Source organism: Ectothiorhodospiraceae bacterium 2226 (assembly GCA_013348725.1).
GTDB lineage: Bacteria > Pseudomonadota > Gammaproteobacteria.
On sequence record CP054689.1, the window covers coordinates 2,268,774 to 2,290,979 of the forward strand.

25 protein-coding genes are annotated in these 22,206 nt (G+C 68.9%); 23 read left to right on the forward strand and 2 right to left on the reverse strand.

Translation table 11 applies throughout. The features are described from left to right. Nucleotides 1-28 precede the first annotated feature (28 nt). Nucleotides 29-1,453, reverse strand: a complete 1,425-nt coding sequence (locus HUS23_10965) for a cytochrome B6 (GenBank protein ID QKT04293.1) — start codon at nt 1,451-1,453, stop codon at nt 29-31. A gap of 349 nt (nt 1,454-1,802) precedes the next feature. Here HUS23_10965 and HUS23_10970 point away from each other — a divergent pair, with 349 nt between their 5' ends. From HUS23_10970 to HUS23_10980, 3 genes are read left to right on the forward strand one after another with little or no spacing between them, the layout of a single operon-like run. Beyond that, nucleotides 1,803-2,024: a hypothetical protein gene (locus tag HUS23_10970; protein QKT04294.1), complete on the forward strand. Its 222-nt coding sequence runs from the start codon at nt 1,803-1,805 to the stop codon at nt 2,022-2,024. 8 nt (nt 2,025-2,032) lie between these two features. Beyond that, entirely contained in the window at nt 2,033-2,239 is a 207-nt protein-coding gene (locus tag HUS23_10975; protein QKT04295.1) for a hypothetical protein, read from the forward strand. Between the two features lie 50 nt (nt 2,240-2,289). Beyond that, nucleotides 2,290-3,399, forward strand: a complete 1,110-nt coding sequence (locus HUS23_10980; GenBank protein QKT04296.1) for an alkaline phosphatase family protein — start codon at nt 2,290-2,292, stop codon at nt 3,397-3,399. 10 nt (nt 3,400-3,409) lie between these two features. Here HUS23_10980 and HUS23_10985 read toward each other — a convergent pair whose 3' ends face one another. Then, nucleotides 3,410-4,249 carry an SDR family oxidoreductase gene (locus HUS23_10985; GenBank protein ID QKT04297.1) on the reverse strand — a complete coding sequence of 280 codons (840 nt, stop codon included), beginning with the start codon at nt 4,247-4,249 and terminating at the stop codon, nt 3,410-3,412. Nucleotides 4,250-4,329: 80 nt separating this feature from the next. Here HUS23_10985 and HUS23_10990 point away from each other — a divergent pair, with 80 nt between their 5' ends. The 20 genes from HUS23_10990 to ybgF all read left to right on the forward strand — a co-directional run bounded on the left by HUS23_10990 (nt 4,330) and on the right by ybgF (nt 22,123). Next, nucleotides 4,330-4,860 carry a porin family protein gene (locus HUS23_10990; protein QKT04298.1) on the forward strand — a complete coding sequence of 177 codons (531 nt, stop codon included), beginning with the start codon at nt 4,330-4,332 and terminating at the stop codon, nt 4,858-4,860. A 6-nt stretch (nt 4,861-4,866) separates the two neighbouring features. Next, nucleotides 4,867-5,892 (forward strand): metal-dependent hydrolase, encoded by a 1,026-nt coding sequence (locus HUS23_10995; GenBank protein QKT04299.1) that lies wholly within the window; start codon nt 4,867-4,869, stop codon nt 5,890-5,892. 151 nt (nt 5,893-6,043) lie between these two features. After that, entirely contained in the window at nt 6,044-6,313 is a 270-nt protein-coding gene (locus HUS23_11000) for a zinc ribbon domain-containing protein (GenBank protein QKT04300.1), read from the forward strand. A gap of 47 nt (nt 6,314-6,360) precedes the next feature. Next, nucleotides 6,361-7,050 carry a DUF502 domain-containing protein gene (locus tag HUS23_11005; GenBank protein ID QKT05052.1) on the forward strand — a complete coding sequence of 230 codons (690 nt, stop codon included), beginning with the start codon at nt 6,361-6,363 and terminating at the stop codon, nt 7,048-7,050. Nucleotides 7,051-7,258: 208 nt separating this feature from the next. Continuing rightward, on the forward strand, nt 7,259-9,040 hold the full coding sequence (gene aspS / locus HUS23_11010) for an aspartate--tRNA ligase (protein QKT04301.1): 1,782 nt from the start codon (nt 7,259-7,261) through the stop codon (nt 9,038-9,040). Nucleotides 9,041-9,088: 48 nt separating this feature from the next. Continuing rightward, nucleotides 9,089-9,676 (forward strand): alpha/beta fold hydrolase, encoded by a 588-nt coding sequence (locus tag HUS23_11015; GenBank protein ID QKT05053.1) that lies wholly within the window; start codon nt 9,089-9,091, stop codon nt 9,674-9,676. 78 nt (nt 9,677-9,754) lie between these two features. Next, nucleotides 9,755-12,190: a CHASE2 domain-containing protein gene (locus HUS23_11020; GenBank protein QKT04302.1), complete on the forward strand. Its 2,436-nt coding sequence runs from the start codon at nt 9,755-9,757 to the stop codon at nt 12,188-12,190. Continuing rightward, on the forward strand, nt 12,166-12,912 hold the full coding sequence (locus HUS23_11025) for a serine/threonine-protein phosphatase (protein QKT04303.1): 747 nt from the start codon (nt 12,166-12,168) through the stop codon (nt 12,910-12,912). Before HUS23_11020 ends, HUS23_11025 begins: the two co-directional genes overlap by 25 nt. A gap of 26 nt (nt 12,913-12,938) precedes the next feature. After that, entirely contained in the window at nt 12,939-13,568 is a 630-nt protein-coding gene (locus HUS23_11030; protein ID QKT04304.1) for an FHA domain-containing protein, read from the forward strand. Nucleotides 13,569-13,685: 117 nt separating this feature from the next. Next, the gene (locus HUS23_11035) at nt 13,686-14,435 is read left to right on the forward strand and encodes a YebC/PmpR family DNA-binding transcriptional regulator (protein ID QKT04305.1); all 750 of its coding nucleotides are present in this window, start codon (nt 13,686-13,688) and stop codon (nt 14,433-14,435) included. Between the two features lie 9 nt (nt 14,436-14,444). After that, the gene (gene ruvC / locus HUS23_11040) at nt 14,445-14,948 is read left to right on the forward strand and encodes a crossover junction endodeoxyribonuclease RuvC (GenBank protein ID QKT04306.1); all 504 of its coding nucleotides are present in this window, start codon (nt 14,445-14,447) and stop codon (nt 14,946-14,948) included. A 37-nt stretch (nt 14,949-14,985) separates the two neighbouring features. Next, a complete protein-coding gene (ruvA, locus tag HUS23_11045) occupies nt 14,986-15,594 on the forward strand; it encodes a Holliday junction branch migration protein RuvA (protein QKT04307.1) in 609 nt (202 codons plus the stop codon). Between the two features lie 68 nt (nt 15,595-15,662). Then, nucleotides 15,663-16,712 carry a Holliday junction branch migration DNA helicase RuvB gene (ruvB, locus tag HUS23_11050; protein QKT04308.1) on the forward strand — a complete coding sequence of 350 codons (1,050 nt, stop codon included), beginning with the start codon at nt 15,663-15,665 and terminating at the stop codon, nt 16,710-16,712. Continuing rightward, complete coding sequence (gene ybgC, locus HUS23_11055; protein ID QKT04309.1) at nt 16,709-17,125, forward strand: tol-pal system-associated acyl-CoA thioesterase; 417 nt, start codon at nt 16,709-16,711, stop codon at nt 17,123-17,125. The genes ruvB and ybgC overlap by 4 nt, the downstream gene beginning before the upstream one ends. Continuing rightward, nucleotides 17,122-17,796, forward strand: coding sequence for a protein TolQ (tolQ, locus tag HUS23_11060; protein ID QKT04310.1), 675 nt, complete (start codon nt 17,122-17,124; stop codon nt 17,794-17,796). Before ybgC ends, tolQ begins: the two co-directional genes overlap by 4 nt. Nucleotides 17,797-17,836: 40 nt before the next feature. Further along, nucleotides 17,837-18,232, forward strand: a complete 396-nt coding sequence (gene tolR, locus HUS23_11065; protein ID QKT05054.1) for a protein TolR — start codon at nt 17,837-17,839, stop codon at nt 18,230-18,232. A 4-nt stretch (nt 18,233-18,236) separates the two neighbouring features. Next, the gene (tolA, locus tag HUS23_11070) at nt 18,237-19,310 is read left to right on the forward strand and encodes a cell envelope integrity protein TolA (protein QKT04311.1); all 1,074 of its coding nucleotides are present in this window, start codon (nt 18,237-18,239) and stop codon (nt 19,308-19,310) included. Between the two features lie 4 nt (nt 19,311-19,314). Beyond that, nucleotides 19,315-20,640: a Tol-Pal system beta propeller repeat protein TolB gene (gene tolB, locus HUS23_11075; protein QKT04312.1), complete on the forward strand. Its 1,326-nt coding sequence runs from the start codon at nt 19,315-19,317 to the stop codon at nt 20,638-20,640. 30 nt (nt 20,641-20,670) lie between these two features. After that, on the forward strand, nt 20,671-21,237 hold the full coding sequence (gene pal / locus HUS23_11080; protein QKT04313.1) for a peptidoglycan-associated lipoprotein Pal: 567 nt from the start codon (nt 20,671-20,673) through the stop codon (nt 21,235-21,237). A gap of 124 nt (nt 21,238-21,361) precedes the next feature. Further along, nucleotides 21,362-22,123, forward strand: coding sequence for a tol-pal system protein YbgF (gene ybgF / locus HUS23_11085; GenBank protein ID QKT04314.1), 762 nt, complete (start codon nt 21,362-21,364; stop codon nt 22,121-22,123). The last annotated feature ends 83 nt before the right edge of the window (nt 22,124-22,206 follow it).

Genomic DNA, 22,206 nt, shown 5'->3' on the forward strand with positions numbered 1-22,206 from the left:
GGAAGCGTAAGCTTCCGCCCCCGCTCGATTACAGCACCCGCAGGAAGGCGACCAGGTCTTCCTTCTCTTCCTTGGTCAGGCGCGTACCGAGCACCAGGTTGAAGAACTCCACGGTGTCCTCCAGCGTGAGCAGGCGCCCGTCATGCAGGTACGGCGGCGAGTCCTTGATGCCGCGCAGCGGGAAGGTCTTGGTGGTCCCGCCGTGCGTGTCGAAGCGCCCGTTGTGCATGGCGGGCTCGTAGAAGCGGTCGAGCTTGAGGTCGTGCATGGTGTTGTCGGTGTAGTGCGGGGCGGCGTGGCAGGTGGCGCACTTGGCCTTGCCGGCGAACAGCTTGGCCCCGCGCAGCTCCTGCTCGCTGGCCTTGGCCGGGTCGAGCTCGCCGAATACGTCCAGTTTGGGCGCCGGCGGGAAGTCCAAGATGGCCTGGAACTCACCCATGAAGTGCACCTGACTGCCGCGCTCGAGCACGTTCACGCCCTTCTTGGCGGCGGTCACGGTATCGCCGTCGAAGTAGGCCGCACGCTGTTCGAACTCGGTGAAATCCTCCACCGTCTTCAGCGCGCGCTGTGAGCCGAACAGACGCTGGATGTTCACCCCGCGCAGCGTCGGCGTGTCGATGCGCCGCCGGTGCTCCAGCGGGCGGATGTCGCCCACCAGGTGCGTGCTGGCGTTGGTGTGGCCGTTGGCGTGGCACTCGAAGCAGGTGACGCCCTGGCTCGGGCGCAGCGAGCGCCGGTCTTTGGTGGCGTTGAACTGCTGCTGCGGGAAGGGCGTCACCAGCAGGCGCAGACCCTCGAGCTGCTTGGGGTTGAGGATGCCCTCGAACAGCTGGTGGAAGTTGTCCAAGGTCACCAGTTCGCCCTGGGAGACATCGCCGAGATCGGGCCGCGTGGTCAGGAAGATCGGCGGCGGGAACTCCGGCAGGAAGTGGTCCGGCATGTCGAAGTCGAGGTCGAAGCGGCTCATATCGCGCCCTTCCTGGCGCTCGATCTCGTCGATATGGAATTCCGGAAACACCATGCCGCCCTCGAAGTGGTTGGGGTGCGGCAGCGGCCGGAATCCCTCGGGGAACAGGTTGCGCTCCTTGATCTCCTCTGGCGAGAGTTCGGCCAGCTCCTCCCACGAGCCGACGCCCTGCGGCAGGCGCACGCGCACGCCGCTCTGCACCGGCTTGCCGGCGGACATGGTGACGCCCTCGGCGGCCTGATCCGACAGGTCGTAACGTCGCTCCAGCAGTTCACGCTGGCGCTGCATGACCGCTTCCTTCTCGGCGCTCATGCGCTCGACGATGGTCTCGAAGTCCTCCTCGATCACGACGGGCATGTAACTGGTATCGCCGCGGGCGTGCGCCGCCGCGTCATTCTGCTGTTGAGCGTACAGTGGGCCGCTCAACAGACCAGCGGACAACACGGCGGCGAGGCCCGAGCGGGCTAGCGGATTGATCCTTCTCATGGACAGGCTCCTTGGCGGTAGTTGGTCGGTGCGTCCCGGACCCCACCGGCGCGGCGGGTCGGAAGCGGGGTGCATCGCGGCGTGGACTTCGTCTAAAACGAGCTTAGGAGAGGAGGCGGGCCGGTCAACGTGCGGCGTGTAAGGGTTCGTTGACTTCGCTCGTGGCCCCGGGGGCGGCGCGCTGACAGGGTGCTCGTCGAGGCTTCAGTCCGGCGCCGCCGGTCGAGGGTTGGTTGTCGTGCGCCCGGCCCGGCCGATTGCGGGTGCTTGACGCGGCGGGTACAGAACATACCCTTTTTATATGCCCCTGCCCCGGGCGGTAGCCCGCGGGCCGACAAGGAGGAGCGACATGGATGTAAACGAGCACCGGGACGGCAAGCTGCAGCTATCGTTCGAGCTGGACGAGGCGCGTGACCTGGCCAAGGACGTGGCCGAGAACATGGAGGACATGCCGGGCGCCCTGCTGGATCTCGCGAATCTGCTCCAAAGCGCGTATTACGAGGCGAAGGACGAGTTCCGCCAGCCGCCCCATCCCTGGGCGCCCGGCACGCGGCACCCCCACAGCGTCTAGGAGGCCCTATGCACCTCATCAGCAATCCGGACAAGCGGATCACCGTCGCGGTGAGCGAGGACGAGGCGCGGCATATGCTGGACGGTCTAAAACGTCACGCCGGCGAGCTGGGCGACGAGGCCGCCGCGCTGCGCGCCAAGCTGGAGGAGGCGGGCCTTGCGCCGCCGCCCCCGCCTGACCACATCCGGCACGAGTGGGAGGGCGATCCCCCCTGAGCGCGCTTTCGCTGCAGCCGAACTACCAAGGTCGCGGTATCGTCAACCTGATGGCCTCCCTGGAGGAGGGCCTCGGCGGCGAAGCGCGCTACCGCCCCTTGGGCGACCTGCCGCCCGCGGAGGTGGCCGCCGCCGCGCGGGTGGTGCTACTCGTGCTCGACGGCCTGGGCTACAACTACCTGCGCGCCCGCGGCCGCAGCCACTTCGATAGCCATTGCCGTGGGCCGATGAGTTCGGTCTTCCCCACCACCACCGCCGCGGCGATCACCACCTTCATGACCGGCCTCGCGCCGCAGCAACACGCCCTGACCGGCTGGTTCGTGCGCTTTCGCGAAGTGGCGACGGTCGCCGCGGTGCTGCCGTTTCGCCCGCGCGGCCAGGGGCGGCCGCTGACGGGCCGCACCTCGGTGGCGCAGCTCTATGCACTGCCGCCCCTGGTGCAGCGCCTGCCGGTGCCCAGCACCATGGTGCTGCCCGAGAACATCGTGCGCTCGGAATACAGCGCGACCCTCGGCGGCGCCGCGCGCCGTACCGGCTACCAGGGGCTCGAGCGCTTCATCGAGGCCGTGGTGGCCGCCGTGCAGGACGCGCCGCGCCAGTATGTGTATGCCTACTGGCCCGATTTCGACCGCACCGCCCACGAGCATGGCGTGCACAGCGTGGAGACGGCGCGCCATTTTCGCTTGCTCGACGCGGCCTTCGAGGACCTGGTGGAGCGCTTGCGCGGCACCGGCACGCTGCTGGTGGTCACCGCCGACCACGGCTTCGTCGACAGCCCGCCGCCGCGCGTGGTGCGCCTGGCCGATCACGCCGGGCTCGCCGAGCTGCTGCGCGCCCCGCTATGCGGCGAGCCGCGGGTGGCGTATTGCTACGTCAAGCGCGGGTGTCGCGCGGAGTTCGAGCGTTATATCGAAGCGCATTTGGCGCATGCCTGCACGCTCTACCCGAGCGCGGAGGTCGTGCGCCGTGGCTGGTTCGGACCCGGCATCGCCCACGCGCGCTTGCAGGAGCGGGTGGGCGACTATCTGCTACTCATGAAGGACGATTACATCATCAAGGACTTCGTGCCGGGCGAGCGCCCCTTCTACCCAATCGGCAACCACGGTGGCCTGAGCGAAGACGAGCTCTACGTGCCGCTCATCGTGGTGCCGCCCGCCTGACGCCTCAGGCCTAACCCTCCCCGCGCCCGACCCCCGCCAGCACGCGGTCCAGCGCGCGTGTCGTGAGCAGGCGGCGCAGCGCGCCGAACAGGTGGGTCGGCACCGTTACCGCGTAGCGCGGTTTGGGCCGGCGGCTCTCCAAGGCGTGGATCACCGCCTTCAGCACCGCCTCGGGCGGGAGGGTGAAGGGCGCGGCCGGGCCGGGCTTGCGCAAGCGCCGCTCGGTGGCGAGATAGCGTTCCCGGTGGGGGCTGGTTTCCACCTCGATGTTGCGCCGGAAGGCGGCATGGGCATTGGCACGGAAGCGGCTTTCGATGGGGCCGGGCTCGATCAGGCTGACGTGGATGCCGGTCCCGCGCAGCTCCAGGCGCAGGGTGTCGGAGATCCCCTCCAGGGCGAACTTGCTGGCGGTATACGCGCCGCGATAGGGCAGGGCGATCAGACCCAGCACCGAGCTGTTCTGGATGATGCGCCCGTGGCCCTGGCGGCGCATGAGCGGAATCACCCGGTTGGTCAGTTCCACGGTGCCGAACAGGTTGGTCTCGAACTGCTCGCGCAGCACCTCGCGCCGCAGATCCTCCACCGCGCCGGGCTGCCCATAGGCCCCGTTGTTGAACAAGGCGTCCAGCCGCCCGCCGGTGCGTTCGGCGACCTGGCGCACCGCCCGCTCGATGCTGGCACTGTCGGCCAGATCGAGCGCCAGTGCCTCGAAGCCCTCCTCGGCCAGCCGCGCGACGTCCTGCGCGCCGCGGGCGGTGGCGAACACCCGGTGGCCGCGCGCGCGCAGGCCGCGGGCCACGCAGGCGCCGATGCCGCTCGAGCACCCGGTGATCAGAATCGATTGTTTCATGATGTAGTAGCTTGTTCGGCCGCAGCGGCTGGGCTAGGTTATGCCAGTTTTTATGTCATGCACAGGGACCGAGAATAACTATGCGCATCGTAACGAGTACTATCGCCCGCGCGGGCGCCGGCTTGGGTGCATTGATGCTCGCGGCGGGTGCCGCGCAGGCGCAGCAGGCCGGACAGCAGCCCCAGTTCGAGCCCGAGCGCCTCTACGTCGGCGCGGGCGCGACCTTTAACGATATGGCGGAGACCGGCACCGGCAACGGCTTCCAGGTGTTCGCCGGCTACGACCTCGGCTGGGTCGCCAACCATGTGCGCTTCGACGCCGAGGTGGGCTTCATGAGCACAGGCAACATGCGGGTGAAGCCCGCGCACCGGCCGCCCGCCAGCATCCGCGACCAGGGGCTATGGGCCAATGGCGTGGCCCGTATCCCGGTGGCCGAGCGCCTTGATGTGGTGGGCCGCTTCGGCCTGGACATGGGGCTCGACACCGGTCTGATGGCCGGTATCGGCGTGGGTTATCGCGTTGACCGTGGCCTGGTCGTGCGCGCCGAGTACGTCGTTCGCGACGACGTCGACTCCTACCAGATCAACCTGGTCTACCGGCCGCAGCGCTAGCGATCGATGGACTCGCTCACCCACCTGGCGCTTGGGGCCGTCGTCGGCGAGGCGACGCTCGGGCGCCGGGTGGGTAACAAGGCCTTGCTGTGGGGCGCGGCGCTCGCCACGGTCCCGGACCTCGACGTGGTGGTGGGCAATCTCCTCGACGACCTCGCGGCGCTGACCTTCCATCGCAGCTATACCCATTCCCTGTTGTTCGTGGTGCTTGCCGCGCCGCTGTTCGGCTATCTCGCCCACCGCATCCACCGCCGCGACGGCGTGGGTTGGCGCGCCTGGACCGGCTTGGCACTGGCCGCGCTCGGCACTGCGGTGCTGCTGGACGCCTTCACCACCTACGGGGTGCAGCTGTTTCTGCCCTTCAGCGATCAGGCGGTGGCACTCAATACCATCGCGGTGATCGACCCGCTGTTCACCTTGCCGGTGCTCGTCGCGGCGCTCACGCTGTTGTGGCTGCGCCGCGACCGCCCGGCCCGGCGCATCCTGGCCGGCGCCGCGCTCGGGCTCTCCGGGCTCTATCTCGGGCTCACGGTGGTCAACAAGCTGCACATGGAGACCGTGTTCGAGCGCGACCTGCAGGCGCGCGGGGTGGTGTACGAGCGTTACTTCGTCAAACCCACGGTGTTCAACAATCTATTGTGGCGCGCGGTGGTGGAGACCGAGGCCGATTATCGTGTGGGCTTTCGTTCGCTGCTCGACGACGCTGGCCCCATCGAATGGCATCGGTTTCCGAAACGTCATGCCCTGGCCGACCCGGTCGCCCACAGCGCGGCCTTCGAGCGTCTGGTCTGGGTGACCAAGGGCTATTACCAACTCGAGGCAGGCGAGGGTGGCGCCCTTTATCTCCATGACATGCGTTACGGCCGGGCCTTCGAATGGCTGGGCGACGAGCGCGAGATGGTGTTCACCTACCGACTGCGCCCCAAGGCCGATGGCGAGGTGCGTTTCGAGCGCGTCCCCCTGCCGGTCGACCGCGAGCGCGAGCGCGCCGTGCTCGGCGAATTGGTGCGCCGTATTCGCGGCGCCGGCTGATACCTTTCCTTCCTTCCGGTGGGAACCCGCCCCACGTCGCCGTTGTCTTTGTGGTGCGCGGAGGCCCCCCAAGGCTACAATCCGCTTGAAATGCGCTCCGCTCGCCCCCATGTGGCCGCAGGAGCTTCTTTGTCACGCTGAGGGTTAGGGCATGCCGATCTACGAATATGAATGTGAGTCCTGTGGTGACCGTCACGAGGCGCTTCAGAAGATGAGCGACGCACCGCTCCTCGATTGTCCCGCCTGCGGCAAGGCCGCGCTGGTCAAGCTCATCTCCGCGGCGGGCTTCCGCCTCAAGGGCGGCGGTTGGTATGAGACCGACTTCAAGTCCGGGACCAAGAAGAACGTGGCGCAGAACGACGCCCCGGCCGCTGCCTGCGGTGCCGGCGGCTGCGGCGCCAAGGCGTGTGCCGACTCTTGAACAATCTGCGTGAGCGCCTCGGCCGGCGCCTGCCCCCGCCCAGCAGCCTGCGACGCTATCTGATCGCAGGCCTGCTGGTGTGGGTGCCGCTCGGCGTCACGCTGCTGGTCATCAAGCTGGTGGTCGGTCTGGTCGACCAGACCCTCCTGCTGGTGCCGCCCGCGCTGCGGCCGGATGCCCTGTTCGGCTTCAACATCCCCGGCTTCGGGCTGCTGCTGTCGGTGGTGGTGGTGCTGGCCACCGGTGTGGCGGTGGCCAACTTCATGGGCAAGCGCATGGTGGCGATGTGGGAATCGGTCCTCGACCGCATCCCACTGGTGCGCTCCATCTACAAGGCCGCCAAGCAGGTGGCCGAGACCATGTTGTCCGACACGGGCAAGTCGTTTCGCAAGGTGCTGCTGGTCGAGTACCCGCGCAAGGGCGTCTACAGCATCGGCTTCTTGACCAGCGAGACCGAGGGCGAGGTGCAGGAGCGCACCGGCGAGGAGGTGGTCACGGTGTTCGTGCCCACCACGCCCAACCCAACATCGGGCTTCATCATCATGGTGCCGCGCCGCGACGTCACCGAGCTCGAGATGACGGTGGACGAGGGATTTCGCATGATCGTCTCGCTCGGCGTCGTGAGCCCGCCCTGGCCGCGTCGTCCGGAGGACGCCCCGGCGCCCACCCTGCCGCCGCCGGCGCGGCCCATGCCGCCCGCAGCCGAGCGGCGCGAGCCGGCCGAACCGTCCTCCTGAACCCGCTCGGCGCCGCTGCGCGCCGGTTGGGCGGCGCAGCCCTTTTTCAACATCCTTTTCATGAAGTTCTGATCAACGCAGGGCTTCCCGCGGCTCAGGGTGTTGGGTGAGAACGCCGGAGATTGGCTCTTCGGACCGGCCTTGAGTTGCGCCGCGTCCGTCCAGGGCTTACCATCCCAGGCTTTTTCCCGCCGGAGGTTTGTTTCCCATGCGCAGCCACTATTGCGGCCAGGTCAACGAGGCCCATATCGACCAGCACGTCGAACTGGCCGGCTGGGTGCATCGGCGGCGCGACCACGGCGGTGTGATCTTCCTGGATCTGCGCGACCGTGAAGGCTTGGTACAGGTGGTGGTGGACCCCGACACCCCGGAGACCTTCGCCACCGCCGAGCGGGTGCGCAGCGAGTACGTGGTGCAGGTGCGGGGCCGCGTGCGCCGCCGCCCGGCCGGCACGGAGAACGTCGAGCTGCCCACCGGTCAGATCGAGGTGCTCGGCCTGGAGCTGACCATTCTCAACCGCTCCGAGACCCCGCCGTTCCAGCTCGACGAGGACGACGTGGCCGAGGAACATCGGCTGCGCTACCGCTACATCGACCTGCGCCGCCCGGTCATGTTCCAGCGCCTCAAGCTGCGCTCCGATGTAACACGCGTGCTGCGACGCCACTTGGACGACGCGGGTTTTCTGGACGTCGAGACGCCCATGCTCACGCGCGCGACGCCCGAAGGGGCGCGCGACTATCTGGTCCCGAGCCGCACCCACCAGGGGCAGTTTTTTGCCTTGCCGCAGTCGCCGCAGCTCTTCAAGCAGCTGCTCATGGTCGGCGGCGTGGACCGTTATTACCAGATCGTGCGCTGCTTCCGCGACGAGGACCTGCGCGCCGACCGCCAGCCGGAGTTCACCCAGCTCGACATCGAGGCGGCCTTTCTCGACGAGGAGACCCTGCTGTCGCTGATGGAGGGGATGATGCGCGCGGTGTTCGGCGAGGTGCTGGGCAGCGCGCTGCCCGACCCCTTCCCGCGCATGACCTATGCCGAGGCCATGCAGCGCTTCGGCGTCGACAAGCCGGACCTGCGCATCCCGCTCGAACTGGTGGACGTGGGCGATCTGCTCGCCGGCGTGGAATTCAAGGTGTTCTCCGGGCCAGCCAAGGACCCGCAGGGGCGCGTGGCCGCGCTGCGCCTGCCCCAGGGCGGCAGCCTGACCCGCAAGGAGATCGACGACTACACCAAGTTCGTCGCTATCTACGGTGCCAAGGGGCTGGCCTACATCAAGGTCAACGAGCGGGCCAAGGGCGTGGAGGGCCTGCAGTCGCCGATCCTGAAGTTCATCCCGCCCGCGGCGGTGGAGGAGATCCTCGCGCGCACCGGCGCCGAGGACGGCGACCTGATCTTCTTCGGGGCCGACAAGGCGCGCGTGGTGAACGAGTCGCTGGGCGCGCTGCGCGTCAAGCTCGGCCACGATCGCGGCCTGGTGGAAGCCGGCTGGCGCCCGCTATGGGTGGTCGACTTCCCGATGTTCGAATGGGACGAGAAGGCGCAGCGCTGGTTCTCGCTGCATCACCCCTTCACCTCGCCCAAGGAAGAGCACCTGGAGCGGCTCGCCAGCGACCCGGGCGCCTGCGAGTCGCGCGCCTACGACATGGTGCTGAACGGCACCGAGGTGGGCGGCGGCTCCATGCGGATCTACCGCCCCGACGTGCAGCAGCAGGTATTCGAGCAACTCGGCATCGATGAGGCCGAGGCGCGCGACAAGTTCGGGTTCCTGCTCGACGCCCTCAAGTACGGTTGTCCGCCGCACGGCGGTATCGCCTTCGGCCTGGACCGATTGGTCATGCTGCTGAGCGGCGCGCACTCGATCCGCGAGGTGATGGCCTTCCCCAAGACCCAGACCGCCAGCTGTCTGCTGACCCGCGCGCCGTCGCCGGTCTCGCCGGCGCAGCTCCAGGAGCTGGGAATCCGGCTGCGGACCCCGCCCGCCGACCAGGCCTGAGCCCTTGTGGCCGCGCCGGTCGCCGTGGTGTTGGTCCACGGCCTGTGGATGACGGGGCTGGAGATGGGCCTGCTGCGCCGCCGCCTGCGGCGCTGCGGCTTTCGTGTCTACCGCTTCCACTACCGTTCCCTGCGCGAGGGCGTGCCCGCCGCGGCGCACGCCCTGCGCCGCTTCCTCGACCGGCTCCCCGAGCCGACGGTGCATTTCGTCGCCCACAGCCTGGGCGGCTTGGTCGTGCGCCGCCTGTTGCACGAGGCGCCTATGTCCCGCGTGGGGCGGGTGGTCACGCTCGGCACGCCGCATGTCGGCTGTAGCGTAGCCGCTCGCCTGGGGCACGCGCGCTGGGGGCGGCGCCTGCTCGGGGCCGGCTACTCGGAGGGCCTGGACGGCCGCGCCCCGCCGTGGACCAGGGCCCATCCGCTGGGCTCCATTGCGGGCACCCGCCCGGTCGGCATCGGCCGGCTGCTCGCGGACCTGCCCCGCCCGCACGATGGGACGGTCGCCGTCGCCGAGACGCGTCTGCCGGGCGCCGATCATTGGACCGTGCACACGTCACATACCGGGCTCTTGCTTTCGGGAGAGGTGGCACGGCAGACTTGCCGGTATCTGAACTCGGGTGCGTTTTCCGCCGACTGATCCGCAGTCCGCGGCCGCCCCTGCGGCACTTGCGTCCGCCCCTGGGCGGCGCCACGGCAGCCAAGAACCGATAATAAAATGAAGACGCCGCAAGCCGGCCGCCGTCGTGCGGTCCGTTCCGAACGCCTCACCCTCGCAGCCATCGCGCTGCTGTTCCTGGCCGGGTCGGCCTGGTTCGGCTGGGAGCGCGTGGTCCTCGATGGGGCCGGGTGGTTGTTCCCGTCCCGCGCGGCGGCGGACGCCGTGGTGGTTGTGGGCGTGGATGGTCCGAGCCTGGATGCCCTGGGTCCTTGGCCGTGGCCGCGTCAGCAGGTGGCCGCGTTGCTGGATCGCGTGCATCAGGCCGAGCCTGTCGCCGTCGGCCTCACGCTACCCTTGCACGGTCCCGACCCCTACGCTGAGCACCACCTGCGCCTGCAGCAGCCCGACGGTCTGTTTCCCGACCACCATTTCGCCGATCTAGCCCTCGCCGAGGCGCTGCAGCGCGCTGCCGTGGTGCTCGCGATGGCGCCGGGCGAGGAGGCCGCCCCGCGCGTGGGTCGCCTGAAGGCGGCCGGCGGACTCCGGCCCCTGGCAGTGGATCCGGCCACCATCTGGCTGGATTTTCTGAGCGGTCAACCGCTGCCCCCGCCGTTGACGGCGCACCCGCCGCTCGCGCCGTTGGCGCGTGCCGCGGCGGGGGTGGGCCCGCTCGGTGCGCGCGCCGACGCCGATGGGCGCGTGCGCCGCGAGGTGTTGTGGTGGCCGGCCGACGAGGGCGCCGCGGTCCCCTCGTTCGCAGTGCAGTTGGCGGCCCTCGGGGCGCCCGAAGGTCGCCGTGCCAACGGCCTCGAGGCGCTGCGTGCCGGCTCGGTGCGCCAAGTGCTGCCCGGCGCGTATCGCACGCGGGCGCAGGACGAGCGGGAGATCGCGCACTACGGCGCGGCCGCGGTGCTGGCGGGCGAAGTGCCTGCGGAGCGACTGGCCGGTCGGGTGGTGCTGGTCGGGCTGAGCGCGCCCGATCTGGCCGAGGAGGTGACGCTGGCGGGGCGGGGTGTCGTGCCGGATGTTGTGGGGCAGGCCCACGCGGTGAATGCGCTGCTGGAAGGCGATTACCTTCGGGTGCCGGAGTGGAGCCTGGGGGCACGCCTGGGTGCATTGGTGGCGCTGGGTCTGCTGATGGTGTGGATCTTTCCGCTCCTGGGCTCGCTGGCCGCCGGTGTGCTGGGCGTGTTGATCGGCCTGGGGCTGCTCCACGGGCAGCTCGTGCTGCAGGTCCAGCAGGGCTTGTGGGTACCGCTGGGCTGGCCCGCGCTGGCGGTGCTGGTGGCCACCGGGGCCCTATTGTGGCAGCGGCGCCTGCGCGCGGCGCGGGGCGCGCTGGTGCAGCGTCTGGACCAGACCGAGCGGGAGTTCGGCAAAGTGCTGCAGGGGCAGGGTCGGCTGGAAGAGGCCTTCGAACGCTACAAGCATTGCGTGCCCGATGCGGACCTGCTGGAACGCTTGTATACGCTGGGGCAGGAGTACGAGCGCCGCCGCGCCTATGTGCATGCGGTGGAGGTGTTCCGCTTCATCGCCGCGCACGATCCCGCGTACGGCGATGTGGATCAGTTGATTCGCCGCAACCGCCGCAAGGCCAAGGTCATCGCGCAGCGGGCGGAGACGGGCGGCGGCGGCACGGTCGGCCCCTACCGCATCGAGCGCGAGATCGGCCGCGGAGCCATGGGGGCGGTGTACCTCGCCTACAACCGGCGCACGCGGGCGCAGGTGGCGCTGAAGACCCTGGTGCTGACCGGCGAATCGGAGGCCTCGGCGCTCGATGAGGTGCGCGCGCGCTTCTTCCGCGAGGCCGAGGCCGCCGGGCGCCTCGACCACCCGAACATCATCGCGGTGCACGATGTGGGCGAGGAGCGCCAGATCGCCTACATCGCCATGGACTATCTGGACGGCAGCAACCTGCTGCGGTATACCGAGCAGGCCCAGCTGCTGCCGGCCGGGACGGTGTTCGAACTGATGATTCAGGTCGCCGACGCGCTCGGCTATGCCCATGACCAAGGCGTGGTGCACCGCGACATCAAGCCGGCCAACATCCTGTACGACGTCAAGACGGGTACCGCGAAGGTCGCCGATTTCGGCGTCGCGTCCTTGACCGGCTCGGGCAACACGCGCACCGGCACCATCCTCGGCAGCCCCTCGTACATGTCGCCCGAACAGCTCACCGGCGCGCGGGTCGACGGACGTTCGGACCTGTTTTCGCTCGGGGTGACCTTCTATCAGTTGCTCACCGGCGAGCTGCCGTTCGCCGGCGACTCGCTGCCCAACATCATGTACCGCATTACGCACGACAAGCATCCGGACGTGCGCGAGCGGCGTCCGGAGCTGCCTTCCTGCGTCACGAAGTTGCTGAACAAGATGCTCCACAAGGACCCCGAGCGTCGCTATCCCGACGGTCATTACCTGGCTCAGATGCTGCGCAAGTGCCGCGCGCATCTCCCGGAAGAGGACGAGGCGTGTACGCAAAAGGCCTGCGGATAGCGGGCGCCACCGATCCGGGGTGCGTGCGCGAGCGTAACGAGGACGCCGTGCGCTGGAGTCGGCGCGCGGGCGTCGCGGTGCTCGCCGACGGCATGGGCGGTCACCTTGCGGGCGATGTGGCGAGCAGCATGGCCGTGGACCTGTTGGGGGCCGAGCTCGAGGCACTGGTGCGACGCGTCAAGGGGGATCCGGGTGAGGTGCTGCTCGGTATCCTGCAGGCGATCGAACACGTGAACGGGGAGATCTATGCCACGGCCCGGAGCCAGCCGCAGTACGCCGGCATGGGCACCACCGTGGTGGCCGCGGTGTTCGCGCACGGCTGGCTGACGGTGCTCCATGTCGGCGACTCCCGCCTCTACCGTCTGCGGGGCGGCGTGTTGGAGCAACTGACCGTCGACCACTCATTGCTCCGCGAATTGGGCGCGAGCGCCACGCCGCAGGAGCGAGCGGTGCTGGAGATGGCGGGCCGCAATATCATCACCCGTGCGCTGGGCATCGCGCCCGAGGTGGAGGCGGATGTACAGCAACAGGGCGTGGAGGCGGCAGACCTTTACCTGCTTTGCTCCGACGGCCTCAGCAACCTGCTCGACGAGGACGACCTGCTGCGCCTCGCCAGCGCACCGCGCGGCTCCCTGAATGAACGCGTGAAGCGCTTGGTGGCACTGGCGCGCGAGCGTGGCGGGGACGACAACATCTCCGTTATTCTGGTCGAAGTGCCGTAGAACACGAGAACCTAGGGGCAAACGCAATGGCGAAGCTACTGCTGGTGGTGGAGGGGGTGGTTACGCGCGATGTGCCGCTCGAGAGCGAGCGGCTGACCATCGGACGCGCGGCGGGCAATGACATTCAGCTCGGTGACAGCACCGTCAGCGGGCGCCACGCCGCCATCTCTCGGCTGCAGAACTACTACGTGGAGGACCTGGGGAGCACCAATGGGACCCTGGTCAACGGCAAGAGCATTCAGCGGCGCATGCTGCACCACGGTGACGTCATCCGCATCGGGCGCCATGAGCTGCGCTTCGAGGAGGCCGCAACCCCCGACTTCACGCGCACGGTCGTGATCCCTCCCGCGCAGGCGCCGACCCCGGAACTGCCTTCCGGGAAGCTGGCCGCGCTGCATGCCCTGAAGGGGCCGCAGAAGGGCGAGGTCGTCGAGCTCACCAAGCCGTTTACGACCGTGGGCGAGCCGGGCGTGCAGGTCGCAGTGGTGGCCCGTCGTGCGCAGGGCTATTTCCTGACCCGGGTCGGCGGCGCGCCCGGCAAGGCGCTCAAGGTCAACGGGCAGGTCCTCGACGGGACCAGCCATCATCTGCAGGACGGCGATCGGATCGAGATCGCGGGCAGTACCTTGGAGTTCTGCGTCGCCGGCGACGACTGACCCCCGGAACCGCCTTTTGGCGCTTCGCGCGGCGGTGGTAGACTTGTCCGCTGTTCTCCAGGTGCGCGCGCCGATGCGCGCACCGAACGTGTCAGACAGTCGGCCACGAGGTTCTCCATGGCGGGTCACAGTAAGTGGGCCAATATTCAGCACCGTAAGAACGCGCAGGATGCCAAGCGCGGCAAGCTGTTCACCAAGTTGATCCGCGAGATCACCGTGGCCGCGCGCATGGGCGGCGGCGATCCCGCCTCCAATCCCCGGCTGCGCGCCGCGATTGACAAGGCGCTCGGCGCCAATATGACCAAGGACACGGTGGAGCGCGCCATCAAGCGCGGCAGCGGTGCCGCCGACGGCGAGGCCTACGAAGAGGTGCGCTACGAGGGCTATGGGCCGGCCGGTGTGGCGGTGATGGTCGACACGCTCACCGACAACCGCAACCGCACGGTGGCGGAGGTGCGCCACGCGTTCAGCAAGTCCGGCGGCAACCTCGGCACCGACGGGTCGGTCGCTTATCTGTTCGCGCGCGTCGGCCTGTTGGGCTATCCCGCCGGCAGCGACGAGGACCGCATCATGGAGGCCGCGCTGGAGGCGGGTGCCGAGGACGTGGCGGTCAACGACGACGGCTCCATCGATGTGCTGACCGCGCCCGAGGATTTCCTGGCGGTGCGCGACGCCATGGTCGCCGCGGACCTCGCGCCCGAGTATGCCGAGGTGACTGAACGGGCCAGCACCAGCGTCGGACTCGAGCTCGAGGACGCACAGAAGGTGCTGCGCCTGGTCGACATGCTCGAGGAGCTGGACGACGTGCAGAACGTCTATACCAATGCCGACTACCCCGACGAGGCGCTCGCCGAGGCCCAGGGATAGGCTCCGCCGATGCGCATCCTGGGCATCGATCCGGGCTCGCGAATCACCGGCTTCGGCGTGGTGGAGCTGAGCGCCACCCGCATCCAGTACGTCACCAGCGGTTGTGTGCGCACCCAAGGGGCGGACTTCGCCGCCCGCCTCAAGGAGATCTTCGACGGGCTGAGCGAGTTGATCGAGACGCACCGCCCGGGCGAGGTCGCGGTGGAGCGGGTATTCATGCATCGCAATCCCGACTCGGCGCTCAAGCTCGGTCAGGCGCGCGGTGCCGCGCTCTGTGCCGCCATGGCGCATGGCGCGCGCATCTACGAGTACATGCCCGCCGAGATCAAGCAGGCGGTAGTCGGACGCGGCGGCGCCGCCAAGGTTCAGGTGCAGCATATGGTGCAGGTCTTGTTGAGTTTGCCGGGCGCGCCCCAGGCCGATGCCGCCGATGCGCTGGCGGCCGCGATCTGCCATTGTCACCTGCGCCAGAGCGCGCAGGCCGCCGCGCGCGCCGCGGGGGCGCTGAAATGATGCGCATCCCCTCCCACCTTCGCGACGGAACACGGTCATGATCGGACGCCTGCGCGGTATCCTGGTGACCAAGCAGCCGCCGCGGCTGGTGCTGGAGGTCGGCGGCGGCGTGGGCTATGAGCTCGAGGCGCCGATGAGCACCTTCTACGGGCTGCCCCCGCTCGGCAAGGAGGTGGTGCTGCTCACCCACCACGTCGTGCGCGAGGACGCTCAGCTGCTGTACGGCTTCGCCACCGATGCCGAGCGCAGTCTGTTTCGCGGGCTGCTCAAGGTCACCGGGGTCGGCGCCAAGCTCGCCCTGGCAGTGCTCTCCGGCATGACCGGCGGCGAGTTCGCACGCTGCGTGCAGGACAAGGACACGGCTGCGCTCACGCGCCTGCCCGGCGTGGGCAAGAAGGTCGCCGAGCGTTTGGTGGTCGAAATGCGCGATCGGCTGGCGGACTTCGACGCCGGTGCGGCGCTGGCCGCTCCCCCCTTGGTGGGACTGCCGGAGGGGGCAGGGGAGGCGCTGCGCGACGCGGTTGCCGCGCTGGTGGCGCTGGGTTACAAGCCGCAGGAGGCTTCGCGCATGGTAAGCCGCATCGATTGCGCCGGGCTGGCCGAAGAGGAGATCATACGCGCCGCGTTGCAGGCGAGGGCGCGCTGAGCGCTCACGGCTTCATCAGCGTGGGGCGGCCATTCAGTTCATCGACCCCCAGGATGTAGGGACGAGCCATGATCGAGACGGACCGGTTGGTCACGGCCAACAGCTTGAGCAACGAGGACGCGCTCGATCGCGCCATTCGTCCCACGCGCCTGGAGGATTATCTGGGCCAGCCTGCGGTCCGCGAGCAGATGGAGATCTTCATCCGCGCCGCCCGCGGCCGGTCCGAGGCGCTGGACCACCTGCTGATCTTCGGCCCACCGGGCCTCGGGAAGACCACCCTGGCGCACATCGTGGCCAACGAGATGGGCGTCAAGCTGCGCACCACCTCGGGGCCGGTGCTCGAGCGCGCCGGCGACCTGGCCGCGCTGCTCACCAACCTCGAACCCAACGACGTGCTGTTCGTGGACGAGATCCATCGTCTGAGCCCCGTGGTGGAGGAGGTGCTCTATCCGGCGATGGAGGACTACCAACTCGACATCATGATCGGCGAGGGCCCGGCCGCGCGTTCGATCAAGCTCGAGTTGCCGCCGTTCACCTTGATCGGCGCCACTACGCGCGCGGGGCTGCTTACCTCGCCGCTGCGCGATCGGTTTGGTATCGTGCAGCGCCTGGAGTTCTACGGCGCCGACGACCTGGCCTTTATCGTGCGTCGCTCGGCCGGCATCCTCGGCGTGGGCATCGATCCCGAGGGGGCGATGGAAATCGCCCGTCGCGCGCGCGGCACGCCGCGCATCGCCAACCGCCTGCTGCGTCGCGTGCGCGACTACGCCGAGGTGAAGGCCGACGGCGCCATCAGCCAGACCGTGGCGCGGGCCGCCCTGGACATGCTCAACGTCGATGCGCACGGCTTCGATATGATGGACCGCCGGCTGCTGCTCGCCCTGATCGAGAAGTTCGACGGCGGGCCGGTGGGCGTGGACAGCCTCGCCGCCGCCATCAGCGAGGAGCGCGGCACCATCGAGGACGTGCTCGAGCCTTACCTCATTCAGCAAGGGTTCATGATGCGTACCGCGCGTGGGCGCGTGGCGACCACCAACGCCTATCTGCATTTCGGTCTCAAGCCGCCGCGCGCGCCGGCGCCGGACCTGTTCGACACCACGGGCGAGGGTGATCTGTGACCGAGTTCCTTTGGCCGGTACGGGTGTACTACGAAGATACCGACAGCGGTGGCGTGGTGTATTACGCTAACTACCTGCGCTTCATGGAGCGCGCCCGCACGGAGTGGCTGCGCAGCCTCGGCTTCGAGCAGGATGAACTTCTGGTCCGCGACTCGGTCCTATTCGCCGTGCGATCGGCCCAGGTGGATTACCTCAAGCCCGCCCGCTTCAACGACCTTCTGACCGTGCGTACGTCATTGCAGCGGCGGGGGCGAGCGAGTCTCACCTTCAAGCAGAACATAGTCCGCAACTCCGACGACGCGCTGGTGTGTACCGCCACCGTAAAAATCGCCAACCTGAACGCCGCCACCCTGCGTCCGGTGCCCATGGCGCCGCGCATCCTGGCGAGCATTCCCGAGGACGTTAACCCGTGACCGCCGACCTTTCCCTGCTCCACCTCATACTCGGAGCCAGCCCGCTGGTGCAGCTCGTGATGCTGATCCTCGTGGTCGCCTCCGTCCTGTCCTGGACCCTGATCTTCAAGAAGGGCAAGCGCATGAAGGATGCGCGCGTCTCGGCCGAGCACTTCGAGCAGCGCTTTTGGTCGGGCGGCGAGCTCGGTGAGCTGTACAAGAAGGTGGCCGCACGGCGCGAGGGCAGTCAGGGCCTGGAGGCGATCTTCGAGGCCGGCTTTCGCGAGTACGTCAAGCTGCGCAGCCAGGGCGGCGTACCGCCGATGGCCATGGTGGAGGGTGCGCAGCGCGCCATGCGCATCGCGCTCAGCCGCGAGGCCGACCGCCTGGAGACCAACCTCAGCTTCCTCGCCACGGTCGGCTCCACCAGCCCCTACATCGGCCTGTTCGGTACGGTGTGGGGCATCATGAATTCCTTCCGCGCGCTGGGCGGCATGCAGCAGGTCACCGTCGCCACCGTGGCGCCGGGCATCGCCGAGGCCTTGATCGCCACCGCGATGGGGTTGTTCGCGGCCATTCCGGCGGTGATCGCCTACAACCGCTACACCAACGACATGGACCGCCTGCTCAACCGCTACGACACCTTCGTCGAAGAGTTGTCCAGCCTGCTGCAGCGCCAGGCCCACGCCTGAGGGAATCGCGATGCGAGTCACGCGTCACCGTAAACGCCCCATGTCCGAGATCAACGTCGTGCCCTACATCGACGTGATGTTGGTGCTGTTGGTGATCTTCATGATCACCGCGCCGCTGTTGGCCCAGGGGGTGAAGGTGGATCTGCCGCAGGCGAGTTCGGAGCCGCTGGAACAGGAGGCGCGCGAGCCGTTGGTGATCACCGTCGATGTGCGCGGGCGTTATTTCGTGGACGTGGGCGAGGCGCCGGATGAGCCTGTCGATGCCGAGACCCTGGTGAACCGGGTGGGTGCGGTGCTGCGTCATCAGCCGGGCACCCCGGTGCTGGTGCGTGGCGACGAGAACGTCGGCTACGGCCAGGTGGTGCGCGCCATGACGCTGTTGCAGCAGGCCGGCGCGCCCAACGTCGGGCTGGTCACCCGGCCCGCGGCCGAGTAGCCGCATGCGCGATTGGCTGCGCGAGAATTGGATCGCGTTCACGCTGGCACTGTCGCTGCACGTGGCGGCGGCGGTGCTGCTGTTCGCGGGCGTGAATATGCCGCCCAAGCCGCAGGTCGCGCCGCAGGCCGAGGCCATTCAGGCCATTGCGGTCGATGAGCGCCTCGTCGAGCAGGAGTTGCAGCGCCTCAAGGAGGCCGAACAGCGGCGCCAGGAGCAGGCCGCCGCGGCCGAGCGGGCGGCGCGGGAGGCCCGCGAGCGCGAGGAGGCGCGGCTGGCCGAGGTGCAGCGTCAGCGCGAGGAGGCCCAGCGCGAGGCCGAGCGTGCCGCCGAACGGCGCGCCCAGGAAGCGGCTGAGCGCGCGCGCCGCGCGGAGGCCGAGGCCGAGGCGCAGCGCCAACGGGAGGCACAGCGTAAGGCCGAAGAGCAGCGCCTCGCCGAACTTCAGGTGCGGCGCAAGGCGGAGGAGCAGCGTCAGGCCGAACTCGAGGCCAAACGCAAGGCCGAAGAGCAGCGCCAGCGGGAACTCGAGGCGCAGCGCCAGGCCGAAGAGGAACGCAAGCGCGCGGAAGAGGCCAAGCGCCGCGAAGAAGAGCGCCGCCGCGCCGAAGCAGAGCGTCAGCGTGCCGAGGAGGCCAAGCGACGGGAGGAGGCGCGCCGCGCGGAAGAGGAGCGCAAGCGTGCCGAAGCAGAGCGCCAGCGCGTGGAAGAAGAGCGCCGTCGCGCTGAGGAGGCCGAACGCCAGCGGCGCATGCAGGAAGAACAGGCACGCCTGGAGCGCGAGCGCCAGCAGCGCATCCAGAGTCTGCTGCCGCAGTACCAGGCGGCGATTCAGGCCAAGGTGGAGCGTGCCTGGATCCGCCCGCCGGGCGCTCGGCGCGGACTGGAGTGCCGGGTCTACATCCGGCAGGCCCCCGGCGGACATGTAGTGGAAGCGACGGCGCGTGAGTGTGCCGGGGACATGACGTTCCAGCGTTCGGTGGAGGCTGCGGTGCTACGCGCTTCGCCGCTGCCGGAGCCGCCGCACCCGGATTTGTTTGCACGCGAAATCATTTTTGTTTTCAGAGTCTCGGACTGATCCCATGACGCGAACGGCGACACTACTGGCTATGGTTCTGCTCCTGCTGGCCGCGCACGGGGCGTGGGCGCAGCAGGGTCCGCTGACCATCGAGATCACGCGCGGCGAAGAGGGTGCGCTGCCCATCGCCATTGTGCCTTTCGGGTGGGAGGGGCGCGGCGACGTGCCCGAAGAGGTGGCCGCCATCGTGCGCGCCAACCTGGAGCGCACCGGGCGCTTCGCGCCCATCGATGTGCGCGATCTGCCCTCCCGGCCGCGCGAGGCCTCGGAGGTCAACTTCCGCGACTGGCGCGCGCTCGGCGTCCAGAACCTGGTGGTCGGGCGCCTGCAGGTGACCGGCCCGAACCGCTACGCGCTGCGCTTCCAGTTGTTCGACGTGTACCGCGGCTCGCAGCTCGCCGGCTACAGCATCTCGGCCAGCGACCGCAGCCTGCGTCGCGCCGCGCATCAAATCAGCGACATCATCTACGAGAACCTGACCGGCGATCGCGGTGCGTTCGACACCCACATCGCCTATGTGCGCGTGGAGCGCGACGGCAGGGGCGAGCCGAGCTACGCGCTGGCGGTGGCCGACTCCGACGGCTACAACGAGCAGGTCATCCTGACCTCCTCGCAACCGCTGATGTCGCCCGCCTGGGCGCCGGACGGCAAGCGCTTGGCATACGTCTCGTTCGAGCGCGGGCGCTCCCAGGTTTGGGTCCAGAACATCGTCACCGTCCACCGCGAAGTGGTCGCCTCGTTCGATGGCATCAACAGCGCGCCTGCTTGGTCACCGGACGGGCGCCGCCTGGCGCTGACGCTCTCCAAGGACGGCACGCCCGATGTGTACGTGCTCGACTTGCAGACGCGTGCCCTGCAGCGCGTGACCGAGGGCTTTGCGATCAACACCGAACCGGCCTGGAGCGCGGACGGGCGGTCGATCGTGTTTACCTCGGACCGCGGCGGGCGACCGCAGCTCTACCGCATCGAGGTCAATGCGCGCGGCGTGCCCAGCGGCCGGCCGCAGCGCCTGACCTTCGACGGTGGTTACAACGCCAGCCCCTCGCTGTCGCCCGATGGGCGTCGTGTGGCGATGGTGCACGCCACCGACAATGGCTTCGGCATCGGTGTGATGGACCTCGGCAGCCGCGAGCTGCGGGTGGTGTCCGACGCGGGTCGCGACGAGTCGCCGCACTTCGCGCCCAACGGGCAAATGATCATCTACGCGACCCGGGCGGGGGGTCGGGGCGTGTTGGAGGTGGTGTCGGCGGACGGACGGGCGCATCACCGTCTGACGACGCGGCAAGGCGACGTGCGTGAACCGGCATGGTCGCCGTTCAAAGCAGACTAATCAGCCGTTATACAGGTGAGAGAGGAACCGATGAGCAAGTATGTGAAGCTGTTGCCGGCCGTATTGGTGGTGAGCCTGGCGGGTTGCGCCAGCGTGTTGGACGGTCCGCCGCGGGACACCGCCGACGGGGCCGAGGGGGCGCGCGAGGCGGCGGCCGAGATGGCCGAGACCGATGCCCGGCGTGATCGGGACGCCCAGCTGCGCGGCGCGGAGCTCGAGAGCGGCTTTCAGGGACACCCGTTGGATGACCCGCAGAGCCTGCTGTCCGAGCGCGTGATTTATTTCGCATTCGACAGCAGTGAACTCAGCGAAGAGCAGCGCGCGGTCCTGAACGCCCACGCCCGCTTCCTGGGCGATCACCCCGAAGTGCAGGTGGTGCTCGAGGGGCATACCGACGAGCGCGGTTCGCGTGAGTATAATTTGGCGCTCGGCGAGCGCCGCGCCAAGTCGGTGCTCCAGTACCTGAACCTGCAGGGCGTCAACGGCGCGCAGCTCGACGCGATCAGCTTCGGCGAGGAGCGTCCGGCGGTGCAGGGCAGTGATGAGTCCGCGTGGCAGTACAACCGCCGTGTGGAGATTCTGTACTCGGGTTACTGATCGGGCCTCGTCGGCCGCGGGCTTCCGCGGCCGACGCAGGACGCGCTTACTGCCAGGGTGGGCATCATCGCGGCGCCGCCGGTGCAGCCGGCCGGGGCGCCCTTCAACCTGTAAGGAGTCACCCATGCGGTTATCTCGGCGAGTGCTGAGCGTGGGGTTGGCAGGCATGCTGGCCGCGGGCGCGCCAGCCGTCTGGGCGCAAGACGATCGAACCGACGCACGCCTGGAGCGCATCGAGCGATTGTTGGAGAGCCGCGGCTTGGCCGAGATGCTGTTGCAGGTGGAGGCCCTGCAGCGCGAGGTGCAGGAGCTGCGCGGCGAACTGGAACAGCAGACCCACACCCTCGAACAGCTGCGCCAGCGTCAGCGCGATCTCTACCTCGATACCGACCGCCGCCTGCTGCAGCTCGAGCGCGGTCAGCCGGAGAGCGGGGCCTTCGCGCCGGTACCCGTTCCGGGCGATGAACACGCCGCGGCGTCCGCAGAGGAGGGCGCACAGGCGCCCCCCCAGAGCGGCGAGCAGGAGGCCTATCAGGCGGCCTTCGATCTGCTGCGTGAGTTGCGTTACGAGCAGGCGGTGCAGGCCTTCACGACCTTCCTGGACAGCTACCCTCAGGGACGCCACGCGCACATGGCGCAGTATTGGATCGCCGAGGCCCATTACGCCCAGCGACGGTTCCCGCAGGCGATCGAGCACTACCGCGCGCTGCTGGAGAACCACCCGCGCAGCCCCAAGGTGCCGGAGGCCCTGCTCAAGATCGGTTACAGCTACCACGAGTTGGGAGAATCCGCCGAGGCTCGCCAGGTGGTTCAGACCCTGCTGCAGCGCCACCCCGATACGACGGAGGCGGGGCAGGCACGGACCCTGCTGGAAGCCTTGCGTTAGCGCCTGAACCGTCCCCGGGGCGCGCGTCTTGCGAGGTTCGAGTCCCGCTTGGAACCGGCCTGCGCACCCCGCGCGGTCCGAGG

What these genes read in the sequence shown, in the direction of transcription:
- HUS23_11020 (QKT04302.1), top strand. Translation starts at nt 9,755, where the DNA reads ATGAAGACGCCGCAAGCCGGCCGCCGTCGTGCGGTCCGTTCCGAACGC.
- HUS23_11000 (QKT04300.1), top strand. Translation starts at nt 6,044, where the DNA reads ATGCCGATCTACGAATATGAATGTGAGTCCTGTGGTGACCGTCACGAG.
- HUS23_10990 (QKT04298.1), top strand. Translation starts at nt 4,330, where the DNA reads ATGCGCATCGTAACGAGTACTATCGCCCGCGCGGGCGCCGGCTTGGGT.
- tolB (QKT04312.1), top strand. Translation starts at nt 19,315, where the DNA reads ATGACGCGAACGGCGACACTACTGGCTATGGTTCTGCTCCTGCTGGCC.
- HUS23_10965 (QKT04293.1), bottom strand. Translation starts at nt 1,453, where the DNA reads ATGAGAAGGATCAATCCGCTAGCCCGCTCGGGCCTCGCCGCCGTGTTG.
- HUS23_10995 (QKT04299.1), top strand. Translation starts at nt 4,867, where the DNA reads ATGGACTCGCTCACCCACCTGGCGCTTGGGGCCGTCGTCGGCGAGGCG.
- tolR (QKT05054.1), top strand. Translation starts at nt 17,837, where the DNA reads ATGTCCGAGATCAACGTCGTGCCCTACATCGACGTGATGTTGGTGCTG.
- ruvB (QKT04308.1), top strand. Translation starts at nt 15,663, where the DNA reads ATGATCGAGACGGACCGGTTGGTCACGGCCAACAGCTTGAGCAACGAG.
- HUS23_11030 (QKT04304.1), top strand. Translation starts at nt 12,939, where the DNA reads ATGGCGAAGCTACTGCTGGTGGTGGAGGGGGTGGTTACGCGCGATGTG.
- pal (QKT04313.1), top strand. Translation starts at nt 20,671, where the DNA reads ATGAGCAAGTATGTGAAGCTGTTGCCGGCCGTATTGGTGGTGAGCCTG.
- HUS23_10970 (QKT04294.1), top strand. Translation starts at nt 1,803, where the DNA reads ATGGATGTAAACGAGCACCGGGACGGCAAGCTGCAGCTATCGTTCGAG.
- HUS23_11015 (QKT05053.1), top strand. Translation starts at nt 9,089, where the DNA reads ATGACGGGGCTGGAGATGGGCCTGCTGCGCCGCCGCCTGCGGCGCTGC.
- ruvC (QKT04306.1), top strand. Translation starts at nt 14,445, where the DNA reads ATGCGCATCCTGGGCATCGATCCGGGCTCGCGAATCACCGGCTTCGGC.
- ruvA (QKT04307.1), top strand. Translation starts at nt 14,986, where the DNA reads ATGATCGGACGCCTGCGCGGTATCCTGGTGACCAAGCAGCCGCCGCGG.
- HUS23_10975 (QKT04295.1), top strand. Translation starts at nt 2,033, where the DNA reads ATGCACCTCATCAGCAATCCGGACAAGCGGATCACCGTCGCGGTGAGC.
- aspS (QKT04301.1), top strand. Translation starts at nt 7,259, where the DNA reads ATGCGCAGCCACTATTGCGGCCAGGTCAACGAGGCCCATATCGACCAG.
- tolA (QKT04311.1), top strand. Translation starts at nt 18,237, where the DNA reads ATGCGCGATTGGCTGCGCGAGAATTGGATCGCGTTCACGCTGGCACTG.
- HUS23_10980 (QKT04296.1), top strand. Translation starts at nt 2,290, where the DNA reads ATGGCCTCCCTGGAGGAGGGCCTCGGCGGCGAAGCGCGCTACCGCCCC.
- ybgF (QKT04314.1), top strand. Translation starts at nt 21,362, where the DNA reads ATGCGGTTATCTCGGCGAGTGCTGAGCGTGGGGTTGGCAGGCATGCTG.
- HUS23_11035 (QKT04305.1), top strand. Translation starts at nt 13,686, where the DNA reads ATGGCGGGTCACAGTAAGTGGGCCAATATTCAGCACCGTAAGAACGCG.
- HUS23_10985 (QKT04297.1), bottom strand. Translation starts at nt 4,249, where the DNA reads ATGAAACAATCGATTCTGATCACCGGGTGCTCGAGCGGCATCGGCGCC.